This window comes from Amycolatopsis sp. NPDC114504 (genome assembly GCF_055633595.1).
Genome location: NZ_JBVKDU010000007.1, coordinates 413,454 through 439,361, shown reverse-complemented (window position 1 = coordinate 439,361; position 25,908 = coordinate 413,454). Strand labels below are relative to the sequence as shown.

The window sequence follows — 25,908 nt, the reverse complement described above, 5'->3', positions numbered from 1 at the left end:
GTTAGAACACTGTTTCTCACTCACGACCGGGAGGTACTGCCTAGAACAGGGCCAGTGCCGAAGAAGAGGCCTTGAGGCTGCCGAGGTGCCCGTGCCACAGGTGCGTGGGGTCGGCTTCGACGGCGGCGACGTATTCCTTCATCGCGGTCAGGGCCGCCGGCTCCTCGGCGTCGTAGACGTCGCCCTGGAGCATCTGGATGACGTCCTTGCGGTAGCGGTCGTCATCGATGAACGCGGTGAACAGCACGTTCAGCCGGTAGTACATCGAGATGAAGTCGTACCAGATGTTGACGCCCTTGCGGAGGGTGTTGACGTAGTTGTCGAACCGCTCCCGGCGGAAGTCGCCCGCCTGGTGCGCGGCGATGACGTCCTTGGCCGCGAGACGCGCGCTGTTCATCGCGACGCTGACCCCGCTGGAGAAGATCGGGTCGACGAAGCGGGCGGCGTCGCCGATGAGCACCAGCGCGTCGCCGGCGATCTGCTTCATGCCGTAGCTGTAGTCACCCTCGGTCTTGAACTTCCGCACGCGCTTGGCGTTCTTCAGCGCGTCCAGCATCTCCGGCCGGGTGCCGACGGAGTTCCAGAAGAAGCCCTCGAGGTCGTCCTTGTGCTCCTTGAACTTCTCCTTCTGGGTGACGACGCCGATCGAGGTGATGGTCTCGGTGATCGGGATCTGCCAGACCCAGGTGTTCTCCTGCGGCAGGAAGTGCACGTGGATGTAGTCGGCGTCCTCGGGACGGCGCGCCAGCGACGCGCGGTCGAGACCCTCGAACCACGTGTGCACCGCGTACTGGTTGAAGACCTTGTCCGGCACCTTGACCTTGAGCTGCTGGCCCAGCAGCGTCTGGCGGCCGGACGCGTCGAGCACGACGCGGACGGCGACTTCCAGGGGCTGCTCGCCGATCTTGGCCTGCAGCACCGGGCGGTCGCGGTCGGTGAAGTCGACGCGGTTGACGCGGACGCCCTGGTAGACCTTGGCGCCGAGCTCTTCGGAGTGCTTGAGCAGCAGCGAGTCGAACTGGCCGCGGTCGACGTGCCAGGCGTAGACGCGGTCGACGCCGTCCTGGTCACGCTCCTCGTACGCGATCTCCGCGACGCCGAGTCCGTGCGACCCGGCGTCGAAGTCCAGCGTGCTGGTCGGCCGGGTGTCCGAAGACGTCCACGCGGCGCCGTACTTGCGGGGGAAGCCGGCCGCCTCGACCTTGCCGATGACCCCGATGTCGTGCATCACGGGGATGACCGCGGGGACGAGGGACTCGCCGACGTGCTCGCGAGGGAACGTTTCGCCCTCGAAGACCACCACCGAAAGGCCGGCCTTCGCCAGGTAGGACGCCGCCGTGGAACCGGCCGGGCCACCGCCGATGATGCCGACATCGTAGTCGTAAGACACAGGTTCTCCGTTCAAGATCCGAGACAGGGGTCAGGCGACCGGGGCACGCAGCGAGGTCACCAGGTCGGCGATGCTTTCGATGTCCTTGAAGTGGCGGGCCACCATCTCCGTGGGGGGAACCCGCACGGAGAACTCCTCGCGGAGGTAGGCGACCAGCCGGGTGGTTTCGATCGAGTTGAGCAGGCCCCAGTCCAGCAACGGCGTGGTCGTGGTCAGTTCCCCCACGTCCTTGCCGTCCAACAGGTGCTTCTCGACGAACTCAACGAGCTTCCGCGTGATGTCCACGCGCTCGTCGTCTGCCATGTTCTTCCTCCAGTGACGGCACAGCTCCACGCACGGATGTGCTGGAATTCGGGAAAATCAGTCGGTGCCCGCGTCGTGCGTGGCCTTGTTGCGCGCGCCACGGCGGGGACGCTCGAGCCGCTCGGTCTCGGCGTTGATGTGCTTGCGCGGGGCGAAGGCGACGTACCGGCCGCCGGACATCTTGGCCTTGAAGTTCTTCATCCAGCCGTGGTGCCCGAAGTTGCCGTGCTTGTCGAAGCCGACCAGCGAAATGCCGCTGCGGTCGTAGTGACCGCCGACGAGCAGGCACCACTGCCGGAAGTCGGGGTACTCGTTGGTGAGGTGGCGGTAGGTGAGCACGAACGCGAGGTAACGGCGGAAGTCCATGCCGTCGAGACCCTCTTCGTCGTAGACCCGGGAGATCGCCTGCGTGCTCTGGCCGAGCATCTCCGGGATCGGCGAGGCCGAGCAGACGAGCCAGTGCGACTCGTCGGTCATCGGGCTCTTGATCATGTTCTGCTCGACTTCCCAGCGGAAGTTCGTGTTCAGCTTGCCGGTCTCGATCATCTGCGCCTCGGAGATCTCCTGGGGCACGTAGATGAGCATTTCGTTGGTGGTCTCGAGCTCATCGATCTCGGCCTGCGTGAACGGGCAGGGCTTCACCGCGATTTCAGTGGTCCCATAAACTCCGTACACCATGTCTTCGAGGTTTTCGGGCATGCGCATGAGCGACCGTCCTGAATGGTTTTTTGTGTCGTCGGCTTGGTTTCTAACACGGAACCGTCTTGGGAAACGCTCAGTAGAATTGGGACTTCTCCGTGGAGTCCATCAGCGCGACGGTGTTGCTGGACGGGTTGACCACCGTGCTCACCAGGTCGAAGTAGCCGGTGCCGACCTCGCGCTGGTGCCGCGTCGCGGTGTAGCCGGCGGCCTCGGCGGCGAACTCGCGCTCCTGGAGCTCGACGTAGGCCGTCATGCCTTCGTCGGCGTAGCCGCTCGCCAGCGCGAACATCGAGTGGTTCAGCGAGTGGAACCCGGCGAGGGTGATGAACTGGAACTTGTAGCCCATGTGCCCCAGCTCGCGCTGGAACTTCGCGATCGTCGCGTCGTCGAGGTGCTGCTTCCAGTTGAACGACGGCGAGCAGTTGTAGGCCAGCAGCTGGTCGGGGTACTCGGCCTTGATCGCCTCGGCGAACCGGCGCGCGACCTCGAGGTCCGGCTTGGACGTCTCCATCCACAGCAGGTCGGCGTAGGGCGCGTAGGCGAGGCCGCGGGCGACGCAGGGCTCGATGCCGCCGCGGACGCGGTGGTAGCCCTCGGGGGTGCGCTCGCCGGTCAGGAACGGCTTGTCGCGGTCGTCGACGTCGCTGGTGATGAGGTTCGCGGCCTGGGCGTCGGTGCGGGCGATGACGAGGCTGGGGACGTCGCAGACGTCGGCGGCCAGGCGCGCGGCCTGCAGCGTGCGGACGTGCTGGGAGGTCGGGATGAGCACCTTGCCGCCGAGGTGGCCGCACTTCTTCTCCGCGGCCAGCTGGTCTTCCCAGTGCACGCCGGCGGCGCCGCCGGCGATCATGCCCTTCATGAGCTCGAAGGCGTTGAGCACGCCGCCGAAGCCGGCTTCGGCGTCCGCGACGATCGGGGCCAGCCAGTGCGGGGCGTCCTTTTCGTCCTCGGCCCAGCTGATCTGGTCGGCGCGCAGCAGCGCGTTGTTGATCCGGCGCACGACCTGCGGGACGGAGTTGGCCGGGTAGAGGCTCTGGTCCGGGTAGGTGTGGCCGGAGAGGTTCGCGTCGGCGGCGACCTGCCAGCCGGAGAGGTAGATGGCCTTGAGGCCGGCGCGCACCTGCTGCACGGCCTGGTTGCCGGTCAGCGCGCCCAGCGAGTGGACGTAGTCCTCGGTGTGCAGGAGGTTCCAGAGCCGCTCCGCGCCCAGCCGGGCGAGCGTGTGCTCTTCGGTCACGCTGCCGCGCAGCCGCAGGACGTCCTCGGCGGAGTAGTCCCGGCGGACTCCGCGCCACCGGGGGTCCTCGGCCCAGGACCGGGCCAGTTCGGCCGCCGCGGCTTCGCGGGGCGGCGCTGCGGTGACGGTCATGTCGTTCTCCTGACGTACGACGACGCGCGGCTTCGTGGACGAATCCATTTAGCACCCGGCAACCCCTGCCGAGCGCCACCGCGGGACGAGGACGGAGCATTTCCCTAGTTCTTGCCGGTCGCGCCCCGCCGAGTCCGTGACCGGGGCCGATACTCGGTTCGCGAGCCACGGTGCGAACGGAAGGCGTTTGATGGCGAAGGATCTGCGGACATTCCTGGCCGAGCTGGACCCGGACCAGATCAAGGTCGTGCGCAAGCCGGTCGACCCCGAGTTCGAGGTCACCGCGCTCGTCGACCGCATGGAGGACGATCCCGCCTACCCCGGCTTCCCGGCGGTGCTGTGCGAGAACGTCGGCGGTTCCGAGATCCCGTTGCTCATCAACCTGCACGGCACCTACGAGCGGCTCGCGCGCAGCATCGGCTCGGACGTCCACTCGATGGTCCCGGAATACGCGCTGCGCGAAGGGTCCGGGATCAAGCCGGTCACCGTGGACTCCGCGCCCGTACAGGAAGTCGTGCTCACCGGCGACGACATCGACGTCGGCCTGCTGCCCCTGCTCAAGCACCAGGAGCTGGACGCGGGCAAGTACATCACCTCGGCCGTGACCATCTGCCGCGATCCCGACAGCGGAAAGATCAACGCGGGCATCTTCCGCCACCAGCAGCAGGGCCGCGCCCAGGTCGGCATCCAGGTCAACCCGGCCCACCACACGGCTTACGTGCTGCGCAAGCTGCGCGAGCAGAAGAAGCCGATGGAGGTGGCGCTCGTCATCGGCCACCACCCTGCGCTGCTGATGGGCGCGGTGTCCAAGCTGGAAGGCATCGGCGGCGAGCTCGACGTCGTCGGCGGCCTGCTGGGCGAGCCCCTCGAAATGGTGCCCTGCAAGACGGTCGACCTCGAGGTGCCGGCCCGCGCGGAGATCGTCATCGAGGGCGTGATCGACACCGACCCCGACGCGACGGCCGTCGAAGGCCCGTTCGGCGAGTACCCGCGGTTCTACACCCGCACCGGCCCGCAGCCGTACGTCAAGATCACCGCGATCACCATGCGCCGCAAGCCCATCTTCGTCGACGTCTTCAACGCCCACACCGAGCACAGCATGCTGGGCGGGCTCCCCCGGATGGGCAGCATCTACCGCCGGGTCAAGGAAGCCGTCCCGACGGTGACCGGCGTGCACCTGCCGCTGTCGGGCATGGCGCGGTCGCACCTGTACCTGTCGATGAGCAAGCGCGTGGAAGGCGAGCCGAAGCTCGCGGCGTGCGCGGCGCTGGCGGTGGACCCGTTGCTGAAGCACGTGTTCGTGGTCGACGACGACGTCGACGTGTTCAACGAAGTCGAGACGCTGTGGTGCCTGGCGACGCGCTTCCAGGCCGACCGCGACCTGACGATCATGCCCGGCTTCCTCGGCGGCCAGCTCAACCCGGTGACCTACGGGCACAACCGGGAGGAGAAGGGCCCGATGGAGACCAAGCTGATCTTCGACTGCACGAAGCCCGTGCCGCCGGCGGTGTTCCCGCCCTCGTGCCGGGTCCCGCCCGATGTCGTCGCGCGAGTGGACCACCGCGCACTGCTGGAAGACGGGGACGCGCTCGCGTCCTACTTGGACTGAAGGTCGCCCTCACCGGTCCACCGCCGGTGGGGGCGATCTTCCACCACCCACGAAGAAGGCCCCCTCCGGCGGAGGGGGCCTTCTCAGTAGGTCAGTGGGTCGACGGGCCGTGCCAGCGTTCGACCAGCTCGTCCGGCGGCTTGATCCCCAGCAGGTCGCACAGCCGGCCGACCTGGTGGTCCACCAGGTCGCCGAGCGACTTCGGGCGCCCGTAGAACGCCGGCATGAGCGGCGCGATGATCCCGCCCATCTCCGTCACCTGCGTCATCGCGCGCAGATGCCCGAGGTGCAACGGCGTCTCGCGCAGAGCGACCACGAGCTTCCGCCGCTCCTTCAACGTCACATCGGCCGCCCGCACCAGCAGGCTGTCGTTCTGCGACCACGCGATGGCCCCGAGACTCCGGACCGAGCACGGCAGCACGATCATCGCGTCGATCGGGAACGACCCGCTCGAGATCGGCGCCGCGATGTCGCCCGGCCGGTAGGTGCGGTCCGCGAGGGCCTCGACGTCACCGGGCTTCCAGTCCGTCTCGAACGCGATCGTCTGCCGCGCCGCCGGCGTGGCCACCAGGTGCGTCTCGACCTCGGGCATGCCCTTGAGGATCTCCAGCAGGCGGATCCCGTAGATCGCCCCGCTGGAGCCGGACATCCCGATCACCAGCCGCGTCGGCTCAGTCATGCTTCGCCCGCCTCCGCTCCGCTTGCTGCTCTTTCACGAGGTCGACCGGGCCGCGCCGGGCCTCCTCCTCGACCATCCGCCGCCACTCGGTCAGCGAGACGTCGGGGCGGTACAGGCGCTCCGGCGGGGCGTCGGTGACCTCCACCATCAGCCGGTCCTCGTCGTTGAACATGCCGTGGAACACCCAGCGGGCCCACGTCCAGTAGTAGAGCCAGAACTTGCGGTTGCGCCACTTGCCCTGGTTCATCACGGCGAGCTGGACGTACGTGTGGTCCTCCGCCGTCGCGGCGACCCACCACTCGAAGTGCGACCACTCCGCGTACTTCACCCGCAGCGTGCCCGGCAGCCGCAGCGACACCTTCGTCTTGTTGCCCTCGCGCCGCCGGTACCACTTCTTCTTGGGGAAGTCGCCAAGGCCGGGGAACGAGGCGCTGTAGTGCATCTTGTCCTTGCGGCGGGTGATCCACGGTCCGTCGCGGATCACCTTCATCTCGCTCCACACCGGCATCTTGACGCGCTTGGTCCACAAGGCGTTGCGGTGCAGCCATTTCGCGTGACCGTCGTCGAAGCCGTTCTCCGCGCCGAAGCGCCAGTTGCCCTCGCGCACGGTGATGCGGCCGACGACGACCGCGTCCGGGTCGAGCAGCTCCTCCGGGACGTCCTCTTCGAACGGCCGGGCCGGGCCGTCGCCGAGCCACACCCAGACCAGGCCGCGGGCCTCCTCGACCGGGTAGGTGCGCACGGTGACCTTGCCGCAGATCGGCGACTCGGGGCCGTCGGTGATCGCCGCGACCAGCACGCCGGTCTCCAGGTCGAACGTCCAGCCGTGGTAGCAGCAGCTCCACGTGCCGGGGAACTCCTGCGAGGACATCTTGTGGCTCAGCGGGACCCCGCGGTGCGGGCACCGGTCGTGCAGCGCGCGGACCTCGCCGCCGTCGCGGATCAGCATGATCTTCTCGCCGAGCACCCGGACCGGGTGCGGCTTCTTGCCGATCTTGCGCGACCACGCCACCGGGTACCAGTACTCGCGGAAGCCGAGCGCCGCGGCTTCGTAGCGCGGCCAGGTCGACCAGTCCCGGCGGCCGGGGCCACCGACGGTCGCCTGCCGGCGCGCCGGGCGGACCTGTTCGTCATCGACGGTGTCGGTCATCAGTTGTCTCCTCGACTGCTCGCGGGAGGCTCACACAGTTCGGCGCGCTGCCGGGTGGTCACGTCCACCACGACGCCGACCAGCAGGTCGACGAGCCGCCGCATGGCGGGCAGGTCCGCGACGCCCATCGAAAACCCTTCGAACGGCCCGGGTACGGCCGCCATCGGCAGGCCGATCCGCGCGGTCGGGATGCCGTGGCGGCGCAGCACGCCCCCGTCGGACAGCCCGCTGCCCGGCTTGCCCGGCACGTGCGGGCGGCCTTCGACCTCTTCCCAGGCCCGGACCAGCCGGGTGACGACCGGGCTGTCGGCGGGCGTGGCCGACCCCGCCTGGCCGGCCACCAGCTCGACCTCGATCCCGACGGCGGGCTCCGACGCCCGCAGCTCGGCGACGATCGCCTCGAACTGGCCGGCCACGGCGTTGACCGTGGTGCGCGGGTTGACCCGCAGGTCGACCCAGAACTCGCAGGTCGCCGGGTTGAACGCGGGCTTGGTGCCGTCGCCGGCCCGGATCGCGGTGACGGCGCCCTGCGGCGCCACCTGGCCGGATGAGTTGCGCGCGGTGTACTCGGCGAACCAGCTCTCCAGCCGCCCGACCATCCGGGCGGCGGCGACGATCGCGTTGTTGTAGCTGCCCTTGTGCCGGCTGCCGGTGTAGCCGACCGAACCGCGCACGACGACGCGGAAGATCGCGAAGCCGACCTCCTCGTGCACCACCGAGTAGCCCGGCTTGAGCACGATCGCGAGGTCCGAGGAGCACTGGCCGTGGTCCATCAGGAACTGGGTGCCGACGCCCATGCCCGAGTTGCGCCGCGAAGACAGCTCCCCCGCCAGCACCGGCATGCTGCCGCCGACGAGCGCGACCACCAGCTGCCCGTCCAGCGGCACGCCGGAGCGGTGCACGGCGAGCGCGGCGGCCAGCGCGCAGCTGGCGAACGCCTTGGGGTTCTCCGCGCCGAGCCCGACGACCTTGTCGCCGTAGCGCTGCGCGGGCAGCGTGAAGTCGTCCCGGGGCCGTTCCCCGAGCCACGGCGCGTCCTCGCGGCCCGGCGCGAACGCGGTGTCGAGCGGCGCCAGCACGAGCAGCTGCGCACCCGTGCGGCCGGTGCCGACGCGGGTGACGAGGTTGGCCTGGCGTTCGTCGATCGCCTGCACGCGGCTGTCGATCCCCGCCGAGGTCATGACGTCGCGGAAGTACTCGGCCAGCTCCCGTTCGCAGCCGGTCGGGCTGGGGATGTCGGTGGCCGCCTGGCACAGCAGCGCCAGCTCTTCGTCGTCGACCGAGGCGCGGGCGGCCTTGACCCATTCCCGCTGCCAGCCGGACAGCTGCGTGATGTCCGGGTCGATCGGGTCGGGGGTCATGAGGTCTTGATCTCGGTGCCGGACACGTGGTGGTGCCCCCACAGGCTGGTCGGCCCGGCCAGCTGCCGCGTCGACCAGTCGGCGGTGTCCACGTCCAGGCCGTCCCAGCCGTACTCGATCTCCCAGCCCGAAGGCGTCTCGAGGTAGAACGACACGGCCCGGTCGTTGGTGTGGCGGCCCAGCGTGCGCGTGACGATGCGGCGGTCGTAGGCGACGTCGATGGTCGAGCCGACGTCGTCGAGCGTCGTCGTCTCCAGCATGATGTGCCGCAGGCCGGGCTCGTCGGTGTCCACCAGCGCGATGGAGTGGTGGCGCGGGTTGCAGTGCAGGAACGCGATGAAGCCCTTGAACGTGTCGCTGACGCCGAAGCCGAGCGTGTCCACCAGGAACGCCAGCGTCTCGGCGTAGTTCGTGACGCCGACGACGGCGTGGCCCATCCCGTGCTCGCCGGTCCGGTAGCCGGTCAGCGTGCGGGTCAGGCGCAGCGGCCGGAAGTCGGCCTCCTGCCCGTAGAACAGCTCGTGGCGCAGCCCGGACGGGTCCTCCAGCCACGCCATGCCCGCGACGCGGCGGTCGGCGCACTCGGCGGCGGTCGCCCGCGTCACCGCGACGCCGGCCGCGGCCAGCTCGTGTTCGAGCGCGGCGAGGTCGGCGGCGCTCGCCAGCTCCCAGCCCAGCCAGGACAGCGCTTCGCTCTCGCCGTGGCGCACGTCGAAGCGGTAGGCCCGCTCGTCCATGCGCAGCAGCAGGCGCCCGTCGTCGATCCACTGGCCGGGCAGGCCCAGGACGTCCGCGGCGAACGTCTCCCAGGCCGGAAGCTCCCTTGTGGACAGTCCGACGTAGGCGAGACTGCGGATGCGCATGGGATTCGTCCTCCTGCTGGTCACTCCGCACGGCCCAGGAAGTCGAGGACCACGCGGTCGTGCTCCTCGGGCTGCTCCCACTGCGGCCAGTGCGCGGCGTCGGCGACGCTGTGGAAGGCCGCGCCCGGGATGAGTTTCGCGATCCGGCGGCCCACGTCGGGCCCGCTGCCGGGGTTGTGGTCCGACCACAGCACCAGCGTCGGCACGCTCACCGTCGTCAGCCGGTCTTCGGAGATCTTCCGGTTCGGCCCGGAGCCGAACCCGAAGGAGTTCTCGAACACCGTGCGCAGCGCGGCGTTGGTCGCGGGCTCGGCGTAGATCCGGCGGCGGACCTCGACCAGCTCGTCGGTGACCCGGTCGGGGGTGGCCATCAACCACTCGAGCCGGGTGCGGATGGTCTCCGGGGTCGGGTTTTCGATGGCGGCCAGCGAACGCGCGCGCAGGGCCTCACGCCCTTCGGCGGGCCGCTCGTTGACCGAACCCGGCGCCCACTTGATGCCCGCGGTGGTGTTCAGGACCAGCTTCCCGACCCGGTCGGGGTGCTCCAGCGCCAGCGTCAGCGCGACCCAGCCGCCGAGCGACTCGCCTTCGATGTGCGCGCGCTCGATGCCCTGGGAGTCCAGCAGGTCGAGCACCTGCTCGACGTAGGTGCCGACGGCGTCGTGGGTGAACTCCGGCTTGGCCGAGAAACCGTGCCACAGCAGGTCCATCGCCATCGTGCGGTAGTGCCCGCCCAGCCGGTTCACGTTGCGCGCGTACGCCTCGGCGTGCCCGCCGACGCCGTGCAGCAACACGAGCGCCTCACCGTCGCCGGCCTCGATGACGCGGCTGGGGTAGCGGTCGCCGAGCAGGTGGGTCCGGCTGCCGAGCAGCTCGGTCCAGATGGTCACCTCGGTCACTCCCAACGGTTCGGCGGGACCGGCCGGAACCGGTGGCACTGGTGTTCGTGGCAGGGGCGGCAGGACTCGAACCTGCAACCGTCGGTGTTGGAAACCGCTGCTCTGGCCAATTGAGAGCTACACCCCTTCGCGACCGGTTTCCCGGTGCGAGATCATTATGCGGCGGATTTTTTGGGGAACTTTCTAGCTTCTCCCGAAGCGGTCCGGCGTGAAGACGTCGACGAGCTCATCGCCCACGCCGTCGACGATGCGACCGGCAAGCGCGCGGCCGAACAGCGGCCCGAGGGTGACCCCGGCGCTCGCGACGGCCTCGTAGTACCCCGGGACGGCCGCCAGCGGGCCGACGCTCGGGAGCTCGTCACGGGCGCACCGCGCGTCCACCACCTCGGCCGTCCGCACGGTCGCGGTGCCCAGCAGCGGGACCACCTTCGCCGCCCGGTCCAGGAGGTCCTTGACGTACTCGGGTTCGGGCTCGCCCGAGCGCGGGGGCAGGCCGCGATCGACGCGGTCCGAGCGCAGGACGACGCGGCCGGGCCCGTCCGGGCGGATGCTGACCTCGGGTGCGCGCAGGATGTAGTCGAGCGGGTCGCCGTCGACCAGCAGGTGGGCGATCAGGCTGCGCCGGGGTTCACCGAGGAACGGGCGGGCGCCGGCCAGCGCGCCGATCTCGTCCGCGGCCGAGCCGGCGGCGTTGACCACGGCATCGGCCTCGATCCGGCGGCCGTCCGCGAGCCCGACGCCGTCGCTCGACACCGACGTCACTTCGGCGTTCAGCTCCAGCGTGGCACCGAGGGAGACCGCCTCGTCCAGGAGGTGCCGGGTGAACGCGACCGCGTCGATCCAGCCTTCGGCCGGGAGGACGGCGACCGTGCCCGTCGAGGGGAAGACGACCGACGAACCGAGGGCGCCGGCCGCTTCCGCACCCGCGTGCCGGTCGACCGGGCAGCCCCACTCGTCGAGCTGGGCGAGGTAGCCGGCGAACGACTCGTCGTCGGTCCAGGCCACCGTCCCGGTGCGGTGCCACCACGGCGCGGGCGCGAACTCGCCGGCCAGCGCCGCGTGCTCGGCGATGCCGGCCTGGTTGAGCTCGAAGTACGACTTGGGGAAGCGCCGGTACGCCGTCGCGGTGGCGAACCCGATCTCCGTGGTGCCCGAGGCGGGCCGGTCCGCGCGGTCGACGCAGTGCACGCGGGCGCCGCGCCGGGCGAGGTGGTAGGCCACCGAGGCACCGATGACCCCGGCGCCGACGACGACCACCGTCGGCGGCGCCATCAGTAGAGCCCTTCCGGCGCGGCCTGGCTCACCTGCAGCGGGCGCACGTTGTAGACGCCGTCGACCGGCCATTCGCCCTTGGTGTCGTAGCGGGTCGCCTCGTCGCGTTCCATCAGGTTGGGCAGGAACAGGTCCTCGTGCAGGACGGTCAGCTTCAGCTGGCCCGACTGTCCTTTGTCGACGGTCCGGCGGAAGTCTTCCGGGTCCACCACGGACATCGTCACCTGCGGGTACGTCGGCGCGTAGGGCAGGATCGCGCCGCCGTCCTCCGGGTGCAGGCTGACCGCATTGCCGAAGGTGTTGCCGTAGCCCGACCGCACGAGCCCGCCGTCGAGGGCCTTGACGAAGTCCTGGTACATCTGCGGGCTCATGTGCGTGCCGCCGAGGCGGACGCCGTCGAGCGCGGCGACCAGCTCCGGCTGCCGCGCGATCAGCTTCTGCAGCAGCGCGGGGGTGGTGTTGAGGTAGTGGACGTGCTGGGAGCGCAGGCAGTCGACGATCTGGCCGAGGACGTGCTCGGTGTACTCCCCCAGCTCCTTCATCTTGCCGGCGCGGATGAGCTGCTTGATCCACCGCGGGTCCATGTCGATGCCGTAGACGAGGCCGGCCAGCTGCTCGGAGAGCTCGATCGCGCCGTTGCCGATCTGGTGCGGCCCGCTCGGCGTCGCCTGGAGCCAGGTGCGGCCGGCCTTATAGCCGTCGAAGAGGTACGACCAGCGTCGCCATTCGACGCGGTGGGTCATCATGTCTTCGGTGTAGAACACGCGCACGGGGTCGCCGGTGGTGCCGCCGGACTCCCAGACACGCCCGATCAGCGGGCGCGGCACGGTGCGCGGGACGAGGTCGCCGGGGTCCAGGCCGCGCAGGTCGCCGGGCGGGAACGGGCCGAACTCGGCGAGCTGGTCGTAGCGCGTGATGTCCATCGGGTCGAACGACAGCTCGGTCGCGCGCTTGAGCCAGTAGGGGCTGCCGAGCTCGGGGTTGAAGTGCCGTCGCACCACGTGCCGCGTCCACGCGTCGAGGTCGAGGGACAACCAGTGGTCGGTCAGGCTGGCACGTTCGTGCGTGCGGGTGCTCACGGTCTCTCCTTGCTTCACGCGCTGGGGGCGACGAGGTCGACCGCGTAGTCGTAGATCGCGGTCATGGCTTCGGTGACGTGGTGCGGCTCGGTGATGCGCACGACGGGGAACGGGAAGTCGAGCACACCGGCGGGCAGCGTGGGGCCGAGCACGAAGGCGAGCCGGACGCCCTGGTCCTTCATGCCGGCGCAGACGTGCGGCAGGCTCATCGTGGTGGTCTTGTTGCGCCGGAACAGATCGCGGACGTCGTCGGCCGTCGTCAGCGCGCGTTCTTCGAGGAACGAGCACACCGGGATCCGCGGGCCGGCAACGGTCATGGCCTCGACGGTCGGGGCCATGAAGTCGGTCGCGTACTGGCGCAGCGGGGAGTGCACGGCGAACGGCTGGCCGTCGATGACGCTGATCATGCCGGGCGGGCTCTGCGCGACGAGCTTGTCGAGGGCCTCGGCCGTGCCGCTGAGCATGAGCAGCCGGGCGGTGCCGTTGGAGAGGACGCCGAAGTCGCCGCCGAGGTACACGTCGGGGCGCCGGTCGCCGTAGTAGAACGTCGGGTCCTCGGTGACCGGGAGGAAGGCGATGGCCGCGCCCTGCGCCGGCGGGGCGGGGACGGGCAGCGGCGTCTTGGCCTCGCGGACCAGCAGGTCGAACAGCGTCCGGCGGTCCACGGCGCCCGCGACGGAGCTCGCGATCAGGCCGCCGAGGCTGATGCCGCCGGCGACGGCCGGGTGGATGTCGGACTCGGCGAGCACGTCGTGGATGCCGAACGCCAGCGCGGCCAGCCGGATGCCGGCGAGGCTGAAGCGGTCGTGGTCGTTGCGGGACTCGAGCTCGCCGCGCAGCAGGGCGCGCGGTTCGATGCCGGTCCAGTCGCGCACCTGCTCGTAGGAGCGGCGCATGGCCGGGTACGCCTCGTAGAGGTGCGCGCCGTGTTCGGGGTCGGGATCGGAGATGTTCGCGCCGAAGAGATATCCCAGAGTCACCGAATTCCCCTAACGTGTCCGACACGGCTGCCGCGACGCTACGCACGCTCTTGGGGGCGAAGCCGGGCTAGCATGGGGTCTCTAGGCAAAACCTCAGCTCCGGGCGCGGGACTCCTTAAGAGTTCCCCCAGGGTTCGCCTGCTAGGGCGGCTGTCGCGGGCGCGGCGGGTGGAAAAAGGTGGCAGCCGGCCCATCCAGGCTCGCCACCCTATTCGCCGGAGGTATCAGAACGTGGAGTATGGCGTCTCGCTGTTGCCGGACTGCGACCCGGAGACCACGACCGCCTCGCAGTACTTCCAGGATGTGCTGCGGGTCAGTGTGCTCGCCGATCAGCTCGGCCTGAACTACGTCAAGATGACCGAGCACTACCTGCGCTCCTACGGCGGATATTCCCCCAGCCCGCTGGCGTTCCTGTCGGCCGTGGCCGCGCGCACCGAGTCCATCCGCCTGATGACCGGCGGCATCCAGGCCTCGTTCCACCACCCCATCCAGATCGCCGCGCACGCGGCACAGGTCGACGTGATGAGCGGCGGCCGCCTGGACGTCGGTTTCGCGCGGGCGTTCCTGCCGTACGAGTTCGAGGCGTTCGGCGTCGACATGGACACCAGCCGCGAACGGTTCCTCGCCACGATCGAAGCGGTCGTGCGGCTGTGGAACGAAAAGGACGTCACCGAGAAGACGCCGTTCTTCGAATACGAGAACGCGAACTCGCTGCCGGCCCCGGTCCAGGAGGACGGCCCACCGGTGTGGGTGGCCGCGCTGGCAACCCCGGCCAGCTTCGACTGGACCGGCCGCAAGGGCTTCAACCTGCTGATCAGCTCGACCCAGCTCAACGAGATGGCCCGCAAGCGCGAGTACGTCGAGCTGTACCGCAGTTCGTTCCTCGAGAACCACGGAGATTCCGGCCGCAAGCCGAAGTTCGCGGTGAGCATCCCCCTGCTGATCGCCGACACCGACGAAGAGGCCCGCGACCTGGCGGTGCCGTTCATGGTGAAGTCGTTCAACGCCTTCAAGGAGGCGATCCTGTCCTGGCACAACGTGGAATCCCCGGCATACGAGGGCTACACGGCAATGGCCCGCCAGATGGCGAGCTTCGACCTGGAAACCGACGGACTGGAGTCCAAGGCGGTCGTCGGCTCACCGGAAACGGTACTGGGCCGCATCGAAGAGGTCCGCGACGTACTGGGCCCGGACGTGATCCTGTGGAACCTCGACTTCGGCGGCCAGTCGTACGAAACAATGTCCCGCACGTTGAACCTGTTCGCGGACAAGGTGATGCCGGCCCTCGGATGACCCCTCCCAGGGGTGAAGAAGCGGAAGGGCCCGGTGGCCGCAAGGCCACCGGGCCCTTCCGTCAAGCAACGGACGAACGTGAACCCAGACTCCCCCCTGCACCCCGATCCGAAGCACAAACACGGCCGGCGGCACCGGGTCAAGGCATCTTTCCCGCCTTGACGCGGTACCGCCGGCCGTAGTCACAATGAAGCTTCGGGGTGCCCGTCAGCCGCTGAACCCCAACCCACCCTGAGCAGCGATCATCGTCAACCGAATACCGCGCAGCGCCTTCTCCAACCCAGGAGCCACCTCACCAACCCGGTCAGTCAGCTCCTCGATCCGATCCTTGTACTCACCCTTGCTCTCCTTGCGCGTGACAACACTCGGCACCGTCCCAGCGGCAGCCAGCGCAACGAGCGCCGCGTCATCCGCACCGACCTGCGAAGCCGGGGTAGACCCGTGCAGCACCTCGACGGCGTGCTCCTGCAGCGCCTTGGCCAGCGCCGGGTCGGTGACGGTCACGTGGGTCTTCGGCACGACGCCCATGACCTTCTTCTCCTCGACCGTGAGCAGCTTCTGCTCCACCAGCTGCTCCTCGATCGCCTCGAGGGTCTCCTTGTAGTCGTGCCGCAGCCACGACTTCCAGCTGCGCTTCTCGTTGCCGATCTGCGCCAGCAGCCGGTCGAGCACCGGGTCGCCCGTCGGGTCCGACTTGACCAGCACGGCGTCGCCGTCGTCGTCGGCGATGTTGCCGCGCAACGCCAGCTCGGTCAGCACGCCGGCGCGGGTCAGGAACGCCGTGCGGGTGCGGTCGTAGAGGTCTTCCTTCTCCAGGTCGTAGGCGAGCAGGTAGGCGCGGTAGTGGACGGCGGTCGGCGTCTCGGTCATGTCGGTCACCCGTTTCTGTGTCGGTCGGCGGTACGGGCCGGGGTCCCCGCGTCCGGCCGGATTTCCCCCTGGCGGACGCGCCTGGCAGTGCGTGCTTACCCGATCTTGGCCGCTCGGACACCCGTGAAAAACGGCCAAAGGTTGACAGTCGGTGACGGAAGGTTGTCGGCTCACAACCTTAGTTGTTCCGGCGTCCGGAGTAGCGGGGCTTAGCAGTCTCCCCAGACGTCGGCCGATCGGGTGGACTCGCGCCCCACCAGGCCGTTAAGAGGTAGAGGCCACTCTCTTTCCACTATCCGCAATGGACGGCTCATGACCGCTCGAACTGCCAGGCGTGGGGTGCTGCTCCTCTCCCTCCTCGGCCTGCTCGCCCCCGGGGTGCCCGCCGGCGCCGCACCGCAGCCGGTTACGGCCGCATCCACCCTCCAGCAGATCGTGCCCGCCCCGGTGTCGGTGACGCCGGACCCGGCCGTCCGGTACCTGCTCGGGCCGGCGACGGTGGTGTTCACCTCCGGCGACGCCGACGCCCGCCAGGTCGGCGACTACCTCGCCGGGCTGCTCCGCCCGGCGACGCGGTTCCGGGTCCCCGTGATCCCCGCACCCGCGCTCCCCGGCGTCCCGAAGGCACTCCCCGGGATCTCGCTGCTGCTCGGCGGCGCCGACCCGCGTGTCGGGGCCGAGGGGTACCAGCTCGACTCCACCGCGACCGGCGTGACCATCCGGGCCGCGAAGCCCGCCGGGCTGTTCAACGGCGTGCAGACGCTGCGTCAGCTCCTGCCCGCGTCGCTGAGCGGGACGCTCACGGTGCCCGGCGGCCACATCCTCGACTACCCGCGGTACCCCTACCGCGGCGCGATGCTCGACGTGGCACGGCACTTCCTGCCGGTGGCCGACGTGAAGAAGTACATCGACGACATCGCGCTGTACAAGGTCAACAACCTGCACCTCCACCTCACCGACGACCAGGGCTGGCGGCTGCAGATCACCGGCTGGCCCAACCTGACCGTCAAGGGCGCGAGCACCGGCTCCGGCGGCGGGGCCGGCGGTTTCTACACCCAGGCCCAGTACCGCGACATCGTCGCCTACGCGCAGAGCCGGCACATCACGGTCGTGCCGGAGATCGACATGCCGTCGCACTTCGGCGCGGCGCTGGCGTCGTACGCCGAGCTCAACTGCGACGGGGTCGCGGGACCGGTCTACACCGGGCTCACCCCCGCGCCGCGGTCGGACCTGTGTGTCGACAAGCCGATCACGTACAAGTTCATCGGCGACGTGCTCGGCCAGCTCGCGGCCCTGACCCCGGGTGGCTACCTCGACGTCGGCGGCGACGAGATCCAGGACCTCGACGACGCGCAGTACACCGCGTTCATGGCGAAGATCGCGCCGATGGTGGCCAAGCACGGCAAGAAGCTGCTGGGCTGGGCGGAAATGCTCACCGCGACCCCGCCGCAGGGCGCGACCGGCGAGTTCTGGATCTACGACGGCACCCAGAACGAGGTCGGCGAAGCCAGCCAGAAGGGCGCGAAGCTGATCATGGCGCCGTGCGTCTACACCTACCTGGACATGAAGTACGCGCCCAACGTTCCCGCCGGTGACCTCGGCCTGGAGTGGGCGGGCGACATCAGTGTCCAGGCCGCGTACGGCTGGGACCCGACCGCGGTCGTGCCCGGCGCACTGAACTCGAACATCGACGGCGTCGAAGCTCCCTTGTGGACGGACACCGTGCGCAGCCTCGACGACGTGCGTCTCTTGGCATTCCCCCGGCTGCCCGCCATCGCCGAGATCGGCTGGTCGCCGCAGGCGAGCAAGGACTGGACGTCGTTCGCGTCCCGGCTGGCGGCGCAGGGACCGCGCTGGAAGGCGCTCGGCGTGAAGTACTACGCGGCCCCGGAAATCCCGTGGCCGAAGAACTGACCCGGCGGGAGAAGCCGACGATGGCGAACAAGGACGGGCAGGTCTGGGAGGCCTACTGGAAGGACCTCCCGGACCGCGTGGGCGCGGCGTTCTGGGACTGCGAGCCCGCCGACGGAGCGGCCGCGCACGCGGAGCTGTTCAAGGCGCACTTCGACCCGGCGCTCCCGCTGGTCGACCTGGGCTGCGGCAACGGCACCCAGACGAAGTACCTGGCCGGGCTGTACGACCGGGTCGTCGGCGTCGACATCGCGGAAGCGGCGTTGAGCCGGGCGCGGGCGGAGAACGCGGCGGACAACGTCTCGTACGAGCTGCTCGACGTGCTCGACAGCGCGGCCGTGGCGGAGTTCCATTCGCGCTATGGCGATGTGAACATCTACCTGTCGGGCGTGATCCACCAGCTGCCGGTCGAGAAGCGGGTGGCGTGCGCGCGGAACCTGGCCGCGCTGGCCGGGGAACGCGGGTGCGTGTTCAACCAGGAGCTGACACCGGCGAGCTACACGTACATGCAGCAGCTGATCGCGGACCCCGCGAACGACCTGCCCAAGCTGGAGCGCGTGTCGATCTACTTCGGCATCGGCCTCCAGCCGGCGGCGGGCGAGGCGGAGCTGGAGACGGTGTACGAGGTGGGCGGCTTCACCATCCTCGACGGCGGCGAGCTCCTGCTGCGCACAACGGAGACCCTGGCGGACGGCTCGGGGTTGAACCTCCCGACCCACTACGTCATCGCGCGAGCCTCCTGAGGGCTGCCGCAGGGGTCGTGAGTGAGAAACAGTGTTCTAACCCTGTTTCTCACTCACGACCCTCTGGGCGAGTTATCCACATCGGTCTCGGCTATCCACAGATTTCGCGAGTGGCGTTTCAGCGACGCCGCGAACCGGGATCGTCGTCCCATGCCCCAGAACTGCCGCTGGTCGGCGGACCAGATACCAGACTCTTCGCGTCCCGACTGGCTGACGCTGCTGGCCGACCAGCGCGGCGTGGTCAGCCTCCGGCAGCTGCGCACGTACGGCCACAGCTCGGACGACGTCTCCGCCAACCTGGTCGCCGGACGCTGGCAGCGCCTGCTGCCTCGCGTCTATGCCACCTTCACCGGAGACCCATCCCGGCCTGCGCGCCTGCAAGCCGCGCTGCTCTACGGCGGCACTCATGCGGTGCTCAGTCACCACACGGCCGCCGAAGAATGGCGGCTGCTGCCGATCGCCGACCGGCCTGTCGAGATCACCGTGCCCTACAGCAGCTCAGCTGTCTCGCAGCCGCCGAGTGTCGTCGTCCATCGTTCGCGAGCCTTGCGGCACACGACCCTCGACACCGCGCCTCCCCGTACCCGCGGGCCGGACACCATCCTCGACCTGGCTGTGTCACAGCGAACCGCCCGCGAGGCGACGATGCTCGTCGTCGATCTGGTGAGCCGGAGTTCGATTCCGCTACCAGCCGTTCAAGACTGTTTTCTACTGCGGCCCCCGTATCGCCATCGGGCAGCTATTCGCCGGGGGCTCGAGCTCATCGACAACGGGTTGATGTCCGCACTCGAGGTCGAGTACCTCGAAAGGGTCGAGGAACAGCATGGTCTGCCCCGCGGTGACCGGCAGACGCCATTCGCAGTGGACGGGAAGACCCTCTGGGAGGACGTGACCTATGACAGCCATGGCGCCACGGTCACGATCCGGCTGGATGGCCGTGCCACTCACGCAACCGGCGGCGTCGCCTTCCGGGATCGTCGCCGCGACAACGCCGCAGAACTCGCTGGTCGGGCCAGACTGGTCTACGGCTGGCAGGACGTGCACACTTCGCCGTGCGCCGTGGCTGCCGAGGTCCGGAGGATCCTGCTTCGCGAAGGCTGGGACCCGACGGGCAGTCGAGCCACGACCTGCCACCGCTGCAGGCCGGGGCGGTCGTGAGTGAGAAACAGTGTTCTAACCCTGTTTCTCACTCACGACCCCTGGAGACCACGGGAACGTCAGTGTGCGGCGGCCAGTGCGGCGCGGTCGGTCTTGCCGTTCGCCGTGCGGGGCAGCTCCGCCACCGCGCTCACCTCGTCCACGATCATGTACTTCGGCAGGTGGGCCGCGCAGTGGGCCTTCATGCCCAGCAGTGTCACGCGCTCGCCCGGGCGGGGGACGATCACCGCGCGCAGGCGGGCGTCGATGCCCGCTCCCGCGACGATCACCGCCACCTCGGCCACCGCCGGGTGGCGGGCCAGCGCCGTCTCGATCTCGCCCAGCTCGATGCGGTGGCCGCGGAGCTTGACCATCGCGTCGCGGCGGCCGGCGTACTCCAGCTCGCCCGCCTCGTCGTACCGGCCCACGTCGCCGGTGTGGTAGCCGCCCAGCTGCGGCGCCGCACCCCAGTACCCCAGCATCACCGTCGGACCCTCGACGACGATCTCGCCCTCGGGAGACAGCGTCAGCGTCGCCCCCGAGCACGCCCGCCCGATCGGCAGGCCACCGGTCCGCGCGAGATCTGCCGCCGTCACCTCGTAGCTGGTGACAACGTTCGTCTCGGTCGGCCCGTACCAGTTGAACAGCCGGACGTCCGGCCACGCGCGACGCAGCGTCTGCACCCCGGCGATCGGGAACGGCTCGCCGGCGAACACGCAGACCCGCAGGGACTCCGGCGCCGGCCGGTCGAGCAGGCCGCCGTGGCGCATCATCAGCAGCAGCGCCGACGGCACCGAGTACCAGACGCTGATCCCGCGCCCGTGCAGGAACTCCGTCAGCTCGGCGGGCGAGTACGACAGGTCCGCGCCGGCCAGGTCCACCGACGCCCCGGCGAAGAACGCGCCGTAGAGGTCGAACACCGACAGGTCGAAGTTGAACGGCGCGTGGTTGGCCAGCCGGTCGCCCGCGTGCAGCCCGGTCTCCGCCGCGGCCCACCCGACGAACGCGAGCGCGTTGCGGTGGCTGATGAGGACGCCCTTCGGCGCACCCGTCGAGCCGGAGGTGTAGAGGATGTACGCGGGCTCGTCCGGCCCGACGTGCTCGAGCGGCGGGCTCGGCCGGTCCACAACGGACAGTGCGTCGAACGAGCTCAGCGGCGGCGGGTTCGGGCCCCAGTCGGCCGTCTCGTCGGTGACCACCAGCGCGGGCGTGCAGCCCTCGGCGATGAGCCGCACCCGCGAGACCGGGTTCGACGGCGCGACCGGCACGTAGACCGCGCCCAGCCGCAGCGACGCCTGCATCAGCGCCACCACCTCGACGCTCTTCTCCGCCCAGATCAGCACCCGGTCGCCGCGGCGGACCCCGGCCGCGGACAACCCGGCGGCCTGACGGTCGGCCAGCTCGTCGAGCTCGCGGTAGGTCACGGTCGTGGCGCCGCAGTGCACGGCCGGGGCGTCCGGCGTGCGCTTGGCAGCGTCTAGAACCAGCTGGTGCAGCAGTTCCACCCTGTTCACATCCCCAGTTCCATCGCGACCAGCTGCCGTTGCACGTCGGAGGCGCCGGAGAAGATCGTGCCGCCGATCGCGTCCCGCAGCGCGGCTTCGATCCCCTGCTCGCGCAGGTAGCCGCGGCTGCCGAACAGCTGCACGGCGTCGGTCGCGCTCGCCACCGTCCCCTCGGACACCGCCAGCTTGGACAGCGCCGCGAACAGCGTCGCGTCTTCGCCCTGATCCAGCGCCCAGCAGGCCCGGTACAGCAGCAGGCGGGCGCTTTCGGCCCGCAGTTTCATCTCCACGATCCGGTTGGACACCGACTGGAACTCCGCGAGCCGCTTGCCGAACTGGCGGCGGTCGCGCACGTGCGCCAGGCAGCGCTCGATCAGCCGGTCCTGCACGCCCAGGTACAGCGCGAACAGGCAGGCGCGCTCCCAGCCCATCGAGTGCTGGAAGATCGCCGAGCCCTGGCCCGGTTCGCCGAGCACGGCGTCCGCGGGCACAAAACAGCCGCTGAAGGTGACCTCGGAGGCCACGCAGCCTTCCATCCCGAGCTTGGCGAACGGCTCGCCGAAGGTGATCCCCGGCGAGCGGGCGTCGACCACCGACGCCGTGATGCCCCAGTGCCCGGCGGCCGGGTCGGTGACCGCGTAGGTGACGAGGACGTCGGCGACGGGACCGTTGCTGACGAAGCTCTTGACGCCGTCGAGCACGAACCCGCCGTCCACAGGCGTGGCCGTGGTCCGCAGCGCGCCGACGTCGGACCCCGCTTCGGGCTCGGTCATCGCGTTGCCCGCGATCAGGTCGCCGGCGGCGAGGCCGGGCAGGAGCCGCTCGCGCAGGGCCTCGGGGGCGAAGTCGACGATGGGCATCGTGCAGGCGAACAGGTGCGCGGCCGCGCCGAAGACGAGGCCGGTGTCCGGGCAGCCGCGCCCGGCGGCTTCGAAGACCCGCGCGGTGTCGAGCGCGGTCAGACCGCCACCGCCGTGCTTCGCGGGCACGCTGGCGCCGAGGACGCCGAACTTGCCCAGCAGGGCCCACTTCTCGCGGCTGAACACGTACTCGGGTGCGGCCGGGAAGGCCGCCCGCGTGTCGGCCACCGTCCGGTCGTAGCGCTGCCGCTGGTCCGCGGTCCAGCCGAACTCCATCCGCCCACCTCCACCAGGGTTCGCGCCCGAGGCTAACGGCGGGACGTCTGGCGAAATCCCAGAATGCGCGGTGCGAGCATGGCCAGGTGACCCGACACGTCGTGCTCTGCACCCTGCCCGGCTACGGGCACGTGACCCCCGTCCTGGACGTCGTCGGCGAGCTGGTCCGGCGCGGCCACCGGGTCACGGTGGCGACAGGCAGCGCCTTCGCCGACCGGATCGCGGCGGCCGGCGCCCAGCCGCTCGTTTACCACGGACCGGCCGACGACCCGGGTTCGCACCGCCTGGCGGCCGCGCTGACCGGCGCGTCCAGCTGCCTGGCGCCGCTGGAGCCCGTCCGGAAGCTGCTGGCGGACGACCCGCCCGACGTGCTCGCCTTCGACTCGACCATGTGGATCGCGGGCCGGGTGCTCGCCCACGACGTCGCGTGCCCGACCGTCCAGCTCTCGGCGTGTTTCGCGTCCAACGAGCACTATTCGCTGCCGGCGCACGTGGCGCGTTACCCGGCTCCGGAGTCCACAGAGGACTCGTATGATTTCCTGGCCGACCTGAACGCCCTCCTGGCGGCCGAGGCGCCGGGACAGACGGCGGAACAGTTCCTTGACGACGGACGCGACCAAAAGCTCGTCCTGATCCCCCGCGACTTCCAGTACGCGGGCGAGACGTTCGACGCGCGGCACACGTTCACCGGCCCGTGCTTCGGCCCGCAGCGGCCGCTGACGGGCTGGGAGCCGCCGTCGAACGGGAACCCGGTGCTGCTGGTGTCCCTCGGGACGTCGGCGTTCAACGACCAGCCGGACTTCTTCCGCCAGTGCGCAAGCGCTTTCGCGGACCTGCCGTGGAACCTGGTGATGACCCTGGGTGGCGGCGTGGACCCGGCTTCGCTGGGCGCGTTGCCGCCGAACGTCGAGGCGCGCCCATGGGTTCCGCACCCGGCGGTGCTGCGGCACGCGTCGGCGTTCGTGACGTCGGCGGGCATGGGCAGCGTCATGGAGGCGTTCTACTGCGGGACGCCGCTGGTCCTGGTGCCGATGCACGGCGAGCAGGAGGTCAACACCGAGCGGGTGGTGGAGCTGGGCCTCGGCGTGCGGCTGCCCCGGGAGGACCTGGCGCCGGAGTCGATCCGTGACGCGGTCCTCGCAGTGGCGGCCGACGAAGGCATCAGCGCACGCATGCGGGCCATGCGGGACCACACGCACGACGGCGGCGGCGCGATCACGGCGGCCGACCGCATCCTCGGCGCAGCAAAAAGGTCGTGAGTGAGAAACAGGGTTAGAACACTGTTTCTCACTCACGACCTCTTGCCGCGGGAGACCGCTCAGCCCGAGTCGCGCTTGCCCATCAGGGAGAACGCCACCACCAGCGCCACCGCGACCCACGTCAGCAGCGTGCCGCCGCCGGTCAGCGGACCGAGGTACGTCGCCGAGTCCGTCTTCAGCTGGGCCGTGCTCAGCTGCTCCGCCGCCGACGCCGGGAAGTACGCCAGGATGTCGCGCTGGACCCACGCCGGCAGCAGCGCGCCGAGGATCGCCGGGGCGAAGATGAAGCCGATCGCCGTCGCGATCGCGCCCGCCGCGCTGCGCATCATCACGCCGAACGCCAGCGCCAGCAACGCGAACGCCGCGAACTCCGCGCCCCAGCCGAGCAGGCTGCGCAGCACGCCCGGGCCGCCGAGGCCCAGCGTCGGGATGGCCGGGTTGATGCCGAGGACCAGCTGGCCGATGAAGAACGCCGCCGCCGCGAACAGCGTGCCGAGCACGAACGCCAGCAGCCCGACGACCACGGCCTTCGAGACCAGGACCCGGCCGCGGTGCGGGGTGATGGCCAGCGTGAGGCGCATCATCCCGGTCGAGTACTCACCGGACACGGCGAGCACGCCGAGCACCGAGATGAGGATCAGGCCGAGGTTCATCCCGACCATGGCGGTGCCCGCCGAGTCGAAGTCCGCCGTCTGGCCCGCGGGCAGGTTCTTGTAGTCCTGCTCGGTCAGGAAGCTGAACAGCACGGAGAACCCGACGCTGACCACCGCCGCGGCGATGACGACGAGCCAGGTCGACCGGACCGACCTGAGCTTGGTCCACTCCGCGGCGAGCGTGTTGCCGATGCCGGGCGACGTCTTCGTTTCCGGCAGCGAAGCCGTTGCGGTCGTCACGTTACTCAGTCCCTTCCGACGCGAGCGCCCGCACCGTCTCGAGTACCTTGTGCTCCTCCGGCGGCGCGCCGTTGTGCGAGCGGTACTGCACGCTGTCCTTGGTGAGGTCCATGAACGCGGCCTCGAGGCTCGCGCGGACCGGCGTGAGCTCGTGCAGCCCGAGCCGGCGCTCCAGCGCGAGGTCTCCGATCTCCGGCGAGTCCAGGCCGACGACGTTGAGCGAACCGTCGTCGAGCTTCGTCACCTTGCCGCCCGCCCGCTCCAGGGCTTCGGCGAGCTCGGCGGCCTGCGGCGAGACCACGTGGACGTGGCTGCGCGCGCTGCGCTGGGTGAAGTCGGCGATCGGCATGTCGGCGATGAGCTCGCCCCGGCCGATCACGATGACGTGCGCGGCGGTCTCTTCCATCTCGTTCATCAGGTGGCTGGAGACGAAGACCGTGCGCCCTTCGGCGGCGAGGTCCTGCATCAGCGTCCTGATCCAGTAGATGCCCTCGGGGTCGAGGCCGTTGACCGGCTCGTCGAACAGCAGCGTCGGCGGGTCGCCCAGGAGGGCGGTCGCGATGCCGAGCCGCTGGTACATGCCGAGGGAGAAGTTGCCGACCTTCTTGCCGGCGACCTCGGTGAGGCCGACGGTGTCGAGCACCTCGTCCACCCGCTTGCGCGGGATGCCGCCGGCCTGCGCCACCCACTGCAGGTGCCGGTACGCCGTGCGGGCGCCGTGGACGGCCTTCGCGTCGAGCAGCGCCCCGACCTCCCGCATCGGCGCGGGCAGGTCCCGGTAGGCCTTGCCGTTGACCGTGACCGAGCCGCCGCTGGGGGCGTCCAGGCCGAGGATCATCCGCATCGTGGTCGACTTGCCCGCCCCGTTGGGCCCGAGGAAACCGGTCACGACGCCGGGCTTGATGTCGAACGACAGGCCGTTGACGGCCGTCGTGTCCCCGTATCGCTTCGTCAGATCTCGTGCTGTGATCACGCGCCTGCTCCGTATTCGATGCTGTAGTGCTTGAGGACGAGTCAACCCGTTGCCACCGCTGTCGTGCTACTGCACAAGGTGGCTTGTCGCCACAACCAAAGTTGCAACCCCCGTACGGGTGTGATCTTCCCAGTACCCAGGGCGACCGGCAACTCGGGAATGTCAACTTTCGATGGTCCGAAGACGACTTTCGAGGACTCACAACGCTGATCGCCGTGTGCTTGAATCGATGACAAGAAATTTCGTCGTCTACCGTTCCAAGGAGTTTCCCATGGCCAAAGAACAAGGCGGCCGTCCGTTCGTTTCCCTCGTCATGGGGCTGATCCTGGTCGCGGGCGGGGTCGCGATCATCATCAACGCGGGCGAGCACACCATCGGCGTGATCGGCGGCGGCGTCACCATCGTCGTGGGTCTGCTGTTCTTCGTCCGCAGTGCCACGTCGCGGAAAACGACGGCCGCGGGACGGCGTCGATTCTTCATTTCCTGAAAACAGTTCCAGGGGCGCGAAACGGCCGCCCTGGTGTCCCGGTCG

The 25,908-nt window shown here is 69.7% G+C and carries 24 protein-coding genes and 1 tRNA gene; 7 read left to right on the top strand and 18 right to left on the bottom strand.

Features of this window, described 5'->3' with window-relative positions; genetic code table 11:
• Positions 1–40 precede the first annotated feature (40 nt).
• The 4 genes from ACZ7PG_RS48835 to aceA all read right to left on the bottom strand — a co-directional run bounded on the left by ACZ7PG_RS48835 (position 41) and on the right by aceA (position 3,764).
• Positions 41–1,390, bottom strand: coding sequence for an NAD(P)/FAD-dependent oxidoreductase (locus ACZ7PG_RS48835; protein WP_470246076.1), 1,350 nt, complete (start codon positions 1,388–1,390; stop codon positions 41–43).
• A 30-nt stretch (positions 1,391–1,420) separates the two neighbouring features.
• A complete protein-coding gene (locus tag ACZ7PG_RS48830; RefSeq protein ID WP_155545874.1) occupies positions 1,421–1,693 on the bottom strand; it encodes an acyl carrier protein in 273 nt (90 codons plus the stop codon).
• 57 nt (positions 1,694–1,750) lie between these two features.
• Entirely contained in the window at positions 1,751–2,398 is a 648-nt protein-coding gene (locus tag ACZ7PG_RS48825) for a hypothetical protein (RefSeq protein ID WP_470246075.1), read from the bottom strand.
• Between the two features lie 70 nt (positions 2,399–2,468).
• Entirely contained in the window at positions 2,469–3,764 is a 1,296-nt protein-coding gene (gene aceA, locus ACZ7PG_RS48820; protein WP_470246074.1) for an isocitrate lyase, read from the bottom strand.
• Positions 3,765–3,954: 190 nt separating this feature from the next.
• Between aceA and ACZ7PG_RS48815 the strand changes: the two genes are divergently transcribed.
• Positions 3,955–5,373 carry a UbiD family decarboxylase gene (locus ACZ7PG_RS48815; RefSeq protein WP_470246073.1) on the top strand — a complete coding sequence of 473 codons (1,419 nt, stop codon included), beginning with the start codon at positions 3,955–3,957 and terminating at the stop codon, positions 5,371–5,373.
• Between the two features lie 91 nt (positions 5,374–5,464).
• On the opposite strand, the gene ACZ7PG_RS48810 is transcribed toward ACZ7PG_RS48815, so the two are convergent.
• The 9 genes from ACZ7PG_RS48810 to ACZ7PG_RS48770 form a co-directional block, all read right to left on the bottom strand.
• The gene (locus ACZ7PG_RS48810; RefSeq protein ID WP_470246072.1) at positions 5,465–6,052 is read right to left on the bottom strand and encodes a UbiX family flavin prenyltransferase; all 588 of its coding nucleotides are present in this window, start codon (positions 6,050–6,052) and stop codon (positions 5,465–5,467) included.
• A complete protein-coding gene (locus ACZ7PG_RS48805; RefSeq protein ID WP_470246071.1) occupies positions 6,045–7,202 on the bottom strand; it encodes a Rieske 2Fe-2S domain-containing protein in 1,158 nt (385 codons plus the stop codon). The genes ACZ7PG_RS48810 and ACZ7PG_RS48805 overlap by 8 nt, the downstream gene beginning before the upstream one ends.
• Entirely contained in the window at positions 7,202–8,563 is a 1,362-nt protein-coding gene (locus tag ACZ7PG_RS48800; protein WP_470246070.1) for a M20 family metallopeptidase, read from the bottom strand. The genes ACZ7PG_RS48805 and ACZ7PG_RS48800 overlap by 1 nt, the downstream gene beginning before the upstream one ends.
• Entirely contained in the window at positions 8,560–9,426 is an 867-nt protein-coding gene (locus ACZ7PG_RS48795) for a VOC family protein (RefSeq protein ID WP_470246069.1), read from the bottom strand. Before ACZ7PG_RS48795 ends, ACZ7PG_RS48800 begins: the two co-directional genes overlap by 4 nt.
• Before the next feature lie 20 nt (positions 9,427–9,446).
• On the bottom strand, positions 9,447–10,316 hold the full coding sequence (locus ACZ7PG_RS48790) for an alpha/beta fold hydrolase (RefSeq protein ID WP_470246068.1): 870 nt from the start codon (positions 10,314–10,316) through the stop codon (positions 9,447–9,449).
• Between the two features lie 57 nt (positions 10,317–10,373).
• A tRNA-Trp gene (locus tag ACZ7PG_RS48785) sits at positions 10,374–10,452 on the bottom strand.
• A 56-nt stretch (positions 10,453–10,508) separates the two neighbouring features.
• Positions 10,509–11,597, bottom strand: coding sequence for an NAD(P)/FAD-dependent oxidoreductase (locus ACZ7PG_RS48780; RefSeq protein WP_470246067.1), 1,089 nt, complete (start codon positions 11,595–11,597; stop codon positions 10,509–10,511).
• A complete protein-coding gene (locus ACZ7PG_RS48775) occupies positions 11,597–12,676 on the bottom strand; it encodes a hypothetical protein (protein ID WP_470246066.1) in 1,080 nt (359 codons plus the stop codon). Before ACZ7PG_RS48775 ends, ACZ7PG_RS48780 begins: the two co-directional genes overlap by 1 nt.
• Before the next feature lie 14 nt (positions 12,677–12,690).
• Entirely contained in the window at positions 12,691–13,656 is a 966-nt protein-coding gene (locus ACZ7PG_RS48770; protein ID WP_470246065.1) for a hypothetical protein, read from the bottom strand.
• Between the two features lie 231 nt (positions 13,657–13,887).
• On the opposite strand from ACZ7PG_RS48770, the gene ACZ7PG_RS48765 reads away from it, so the two are divergent.
• A complete protein-coding gene (locus ACZ7PG_RS48765; RefSeq protein WP_470246064.1) occupies positions 13,888–14,949 on the top strand; it encodes an LLM class flavin-dependent oxidoreductase in 1,062 nt (353 codons plus the stop codon).
• A 207-nt stretch (positions 14,950–15,156) separates the two neighbouring features.
• Here the strand turns inward: ACZ7PG_RS48765 and ACZ7PG_RS48760 are convergent, their stop codons facing one another.
• The gene (locus ACZ7PG_RS48760; protein ID WP_470246063.1) at positions 15,157–15,819 is read right to left on the bottom strand and encodes a GOLPH3/VPS74 family protein; all 663 of its coding nucleotides are present in this window, start codon (positions 15,817–15,819) and stop codon (positions 15,157–15,159) included.
• A gap of 312 nt (positions 15,820–16,131) precedes the next feature.
• Here ACZ7PG_RS48760 and ACZ7PG_RS48755 point away from each other — a divergent pair, with 312 nt between their 5' ends.
• The 3 genes from ACZ7PG_RS48755 (at position 16,132) to ACZ7PG_RS48745 (ending at position 19,631) form a co-directional block, all read left to right on the top strand.
• Positions 16,132–17,733: a beta-N-acetylhexosaminidase gene (locus tag ACZ7PG_RS48755; protein ID WP_470246062.1), complete on the top strand. Its 1,602-nt coding sequence runs from the start codon at positions 16,132–16,134 to the stop codon at positions 17,731–17,733.
• Entirely contained in the window at positions 17,718–18,473 is a 756-nt protein-coding gene (locus ACZ7PG_RS48750) for a class I SAM-dependent methyltransferase (protein WP_470246061.1), read from the top strand. Before ACZ7PG_RS48755 ends, ACZ7PG_RS48750 begins: the two co-directional genes overlap by 16 nt.
• A 150-nt stretch (positions 18,474–18,623) precedes the next feature.
• Positions 18,624–19,631 (top strand): hypothetical protein, encoded by a 1,008-nt coding sequence (locus ACZ7PG_RS48745; protein ID WP_470246060.1) that lies wholly within the window; start codon positions 18,624–18,626, stop codon positions 19,629–19,631.
• Between the two features lie 59 nt (positions 19,632–19,690).
• Here ACZ7PG_RS48745 and ACZ7PG_RS48740 read toward each other — a convergent pair whose 3' ends face one another.
• Entirely contained in the window at positions 19,691–21,124 is a 1,434-nt protein-coding gene (locus ACZ7PG_RS48740; RefSeq protein ID WP_470246059.1) for an AMP-binding protein, read from the bottom strand.
• A complete protein-coding gene (locus tag ACZ7PG_RS48735; protein ID WP_470246058.1) occupies positions 21,121–22,251 on the bottom strand; it encodes an acyl-CoA dehydrogenase family protein in 1,131 nt (376 codons plus the stop codon). The genes ACZ7PG_RS48740 and ACZ7PG_RS48735 overlap by 4 nt, the downstream gene beginning before the upstream one ends.
• A gap of 86 nt (positions 22,252–22,337) precedes the next feature.
• On the opposite strand from ACZ7PG_RS48735, the gene ACZ7PG_RS48730 reads away from it, so the two are divergent.
• On the top strand, positions 22,338–23,510 hold the full coding sequence (locus tag ACZ7PG_RS48730) for a macrolide family glycosyltransferase (RefSeq protein ID WP_470246057.1): 1,173 nt from the start codon (positions 22,338–22,340) through the stop codon (positions 23,508–23,510).
• A 59-nt stretch (positions 23,511–23,569) separates the two neighbouring features.
• Here ACZ7PG_RS48730 and ACZ7PG_RS48725 read toward each other — a convergent pair whose 3' ends face one another.
• Together ACZ7PG_RS48725 and ACZ7PG_RS48720 are read right to left on the bottom strand one after the other, a co-directional pair.
• Positions 23,570–24,403, bottom strand: a complete 834-nt coding sequence (locus tag ACZ7PG_RS48725) for an ABC transporter permease (protein WP_470246056.1) — start codon at positions 24,401–24,403, stop codon at positions 23,570–23,572.
• 1 nt (position 24,404) lies between these two features.
• Positions 24,405–25,376 (bottom strand): ABC transporter ATP-binding protein, encoded by a 972-nt coding sequence (locus ACZ7PG_RS48720; RefSeq protein ID WP_470246055.1) that lies wholly within the window; start codon positions 25,374–25,376, stop codon positions 24,405–24,407.
• A 271-nt stretch (positions 25,377–25,647) separates the two neighbouring features.
• On the opposite strand from ACZ7PG_RS48720, the gene ACZ7PG_RS48715 reads away from it, so the two are divergent.
• Positions 25,648–25,863 (top strand): hypothetical protein, encoded by a 216-nt coding sequence (locus ACZ7PG_RS48715; protein ID WP_155545855.1) that lies wholly within the window; start codon positions 25,648–25,650, stop codon positions 25,861–25,863.
• Positions 25,864–25,908: the final 45 nt, after the last annotated feature.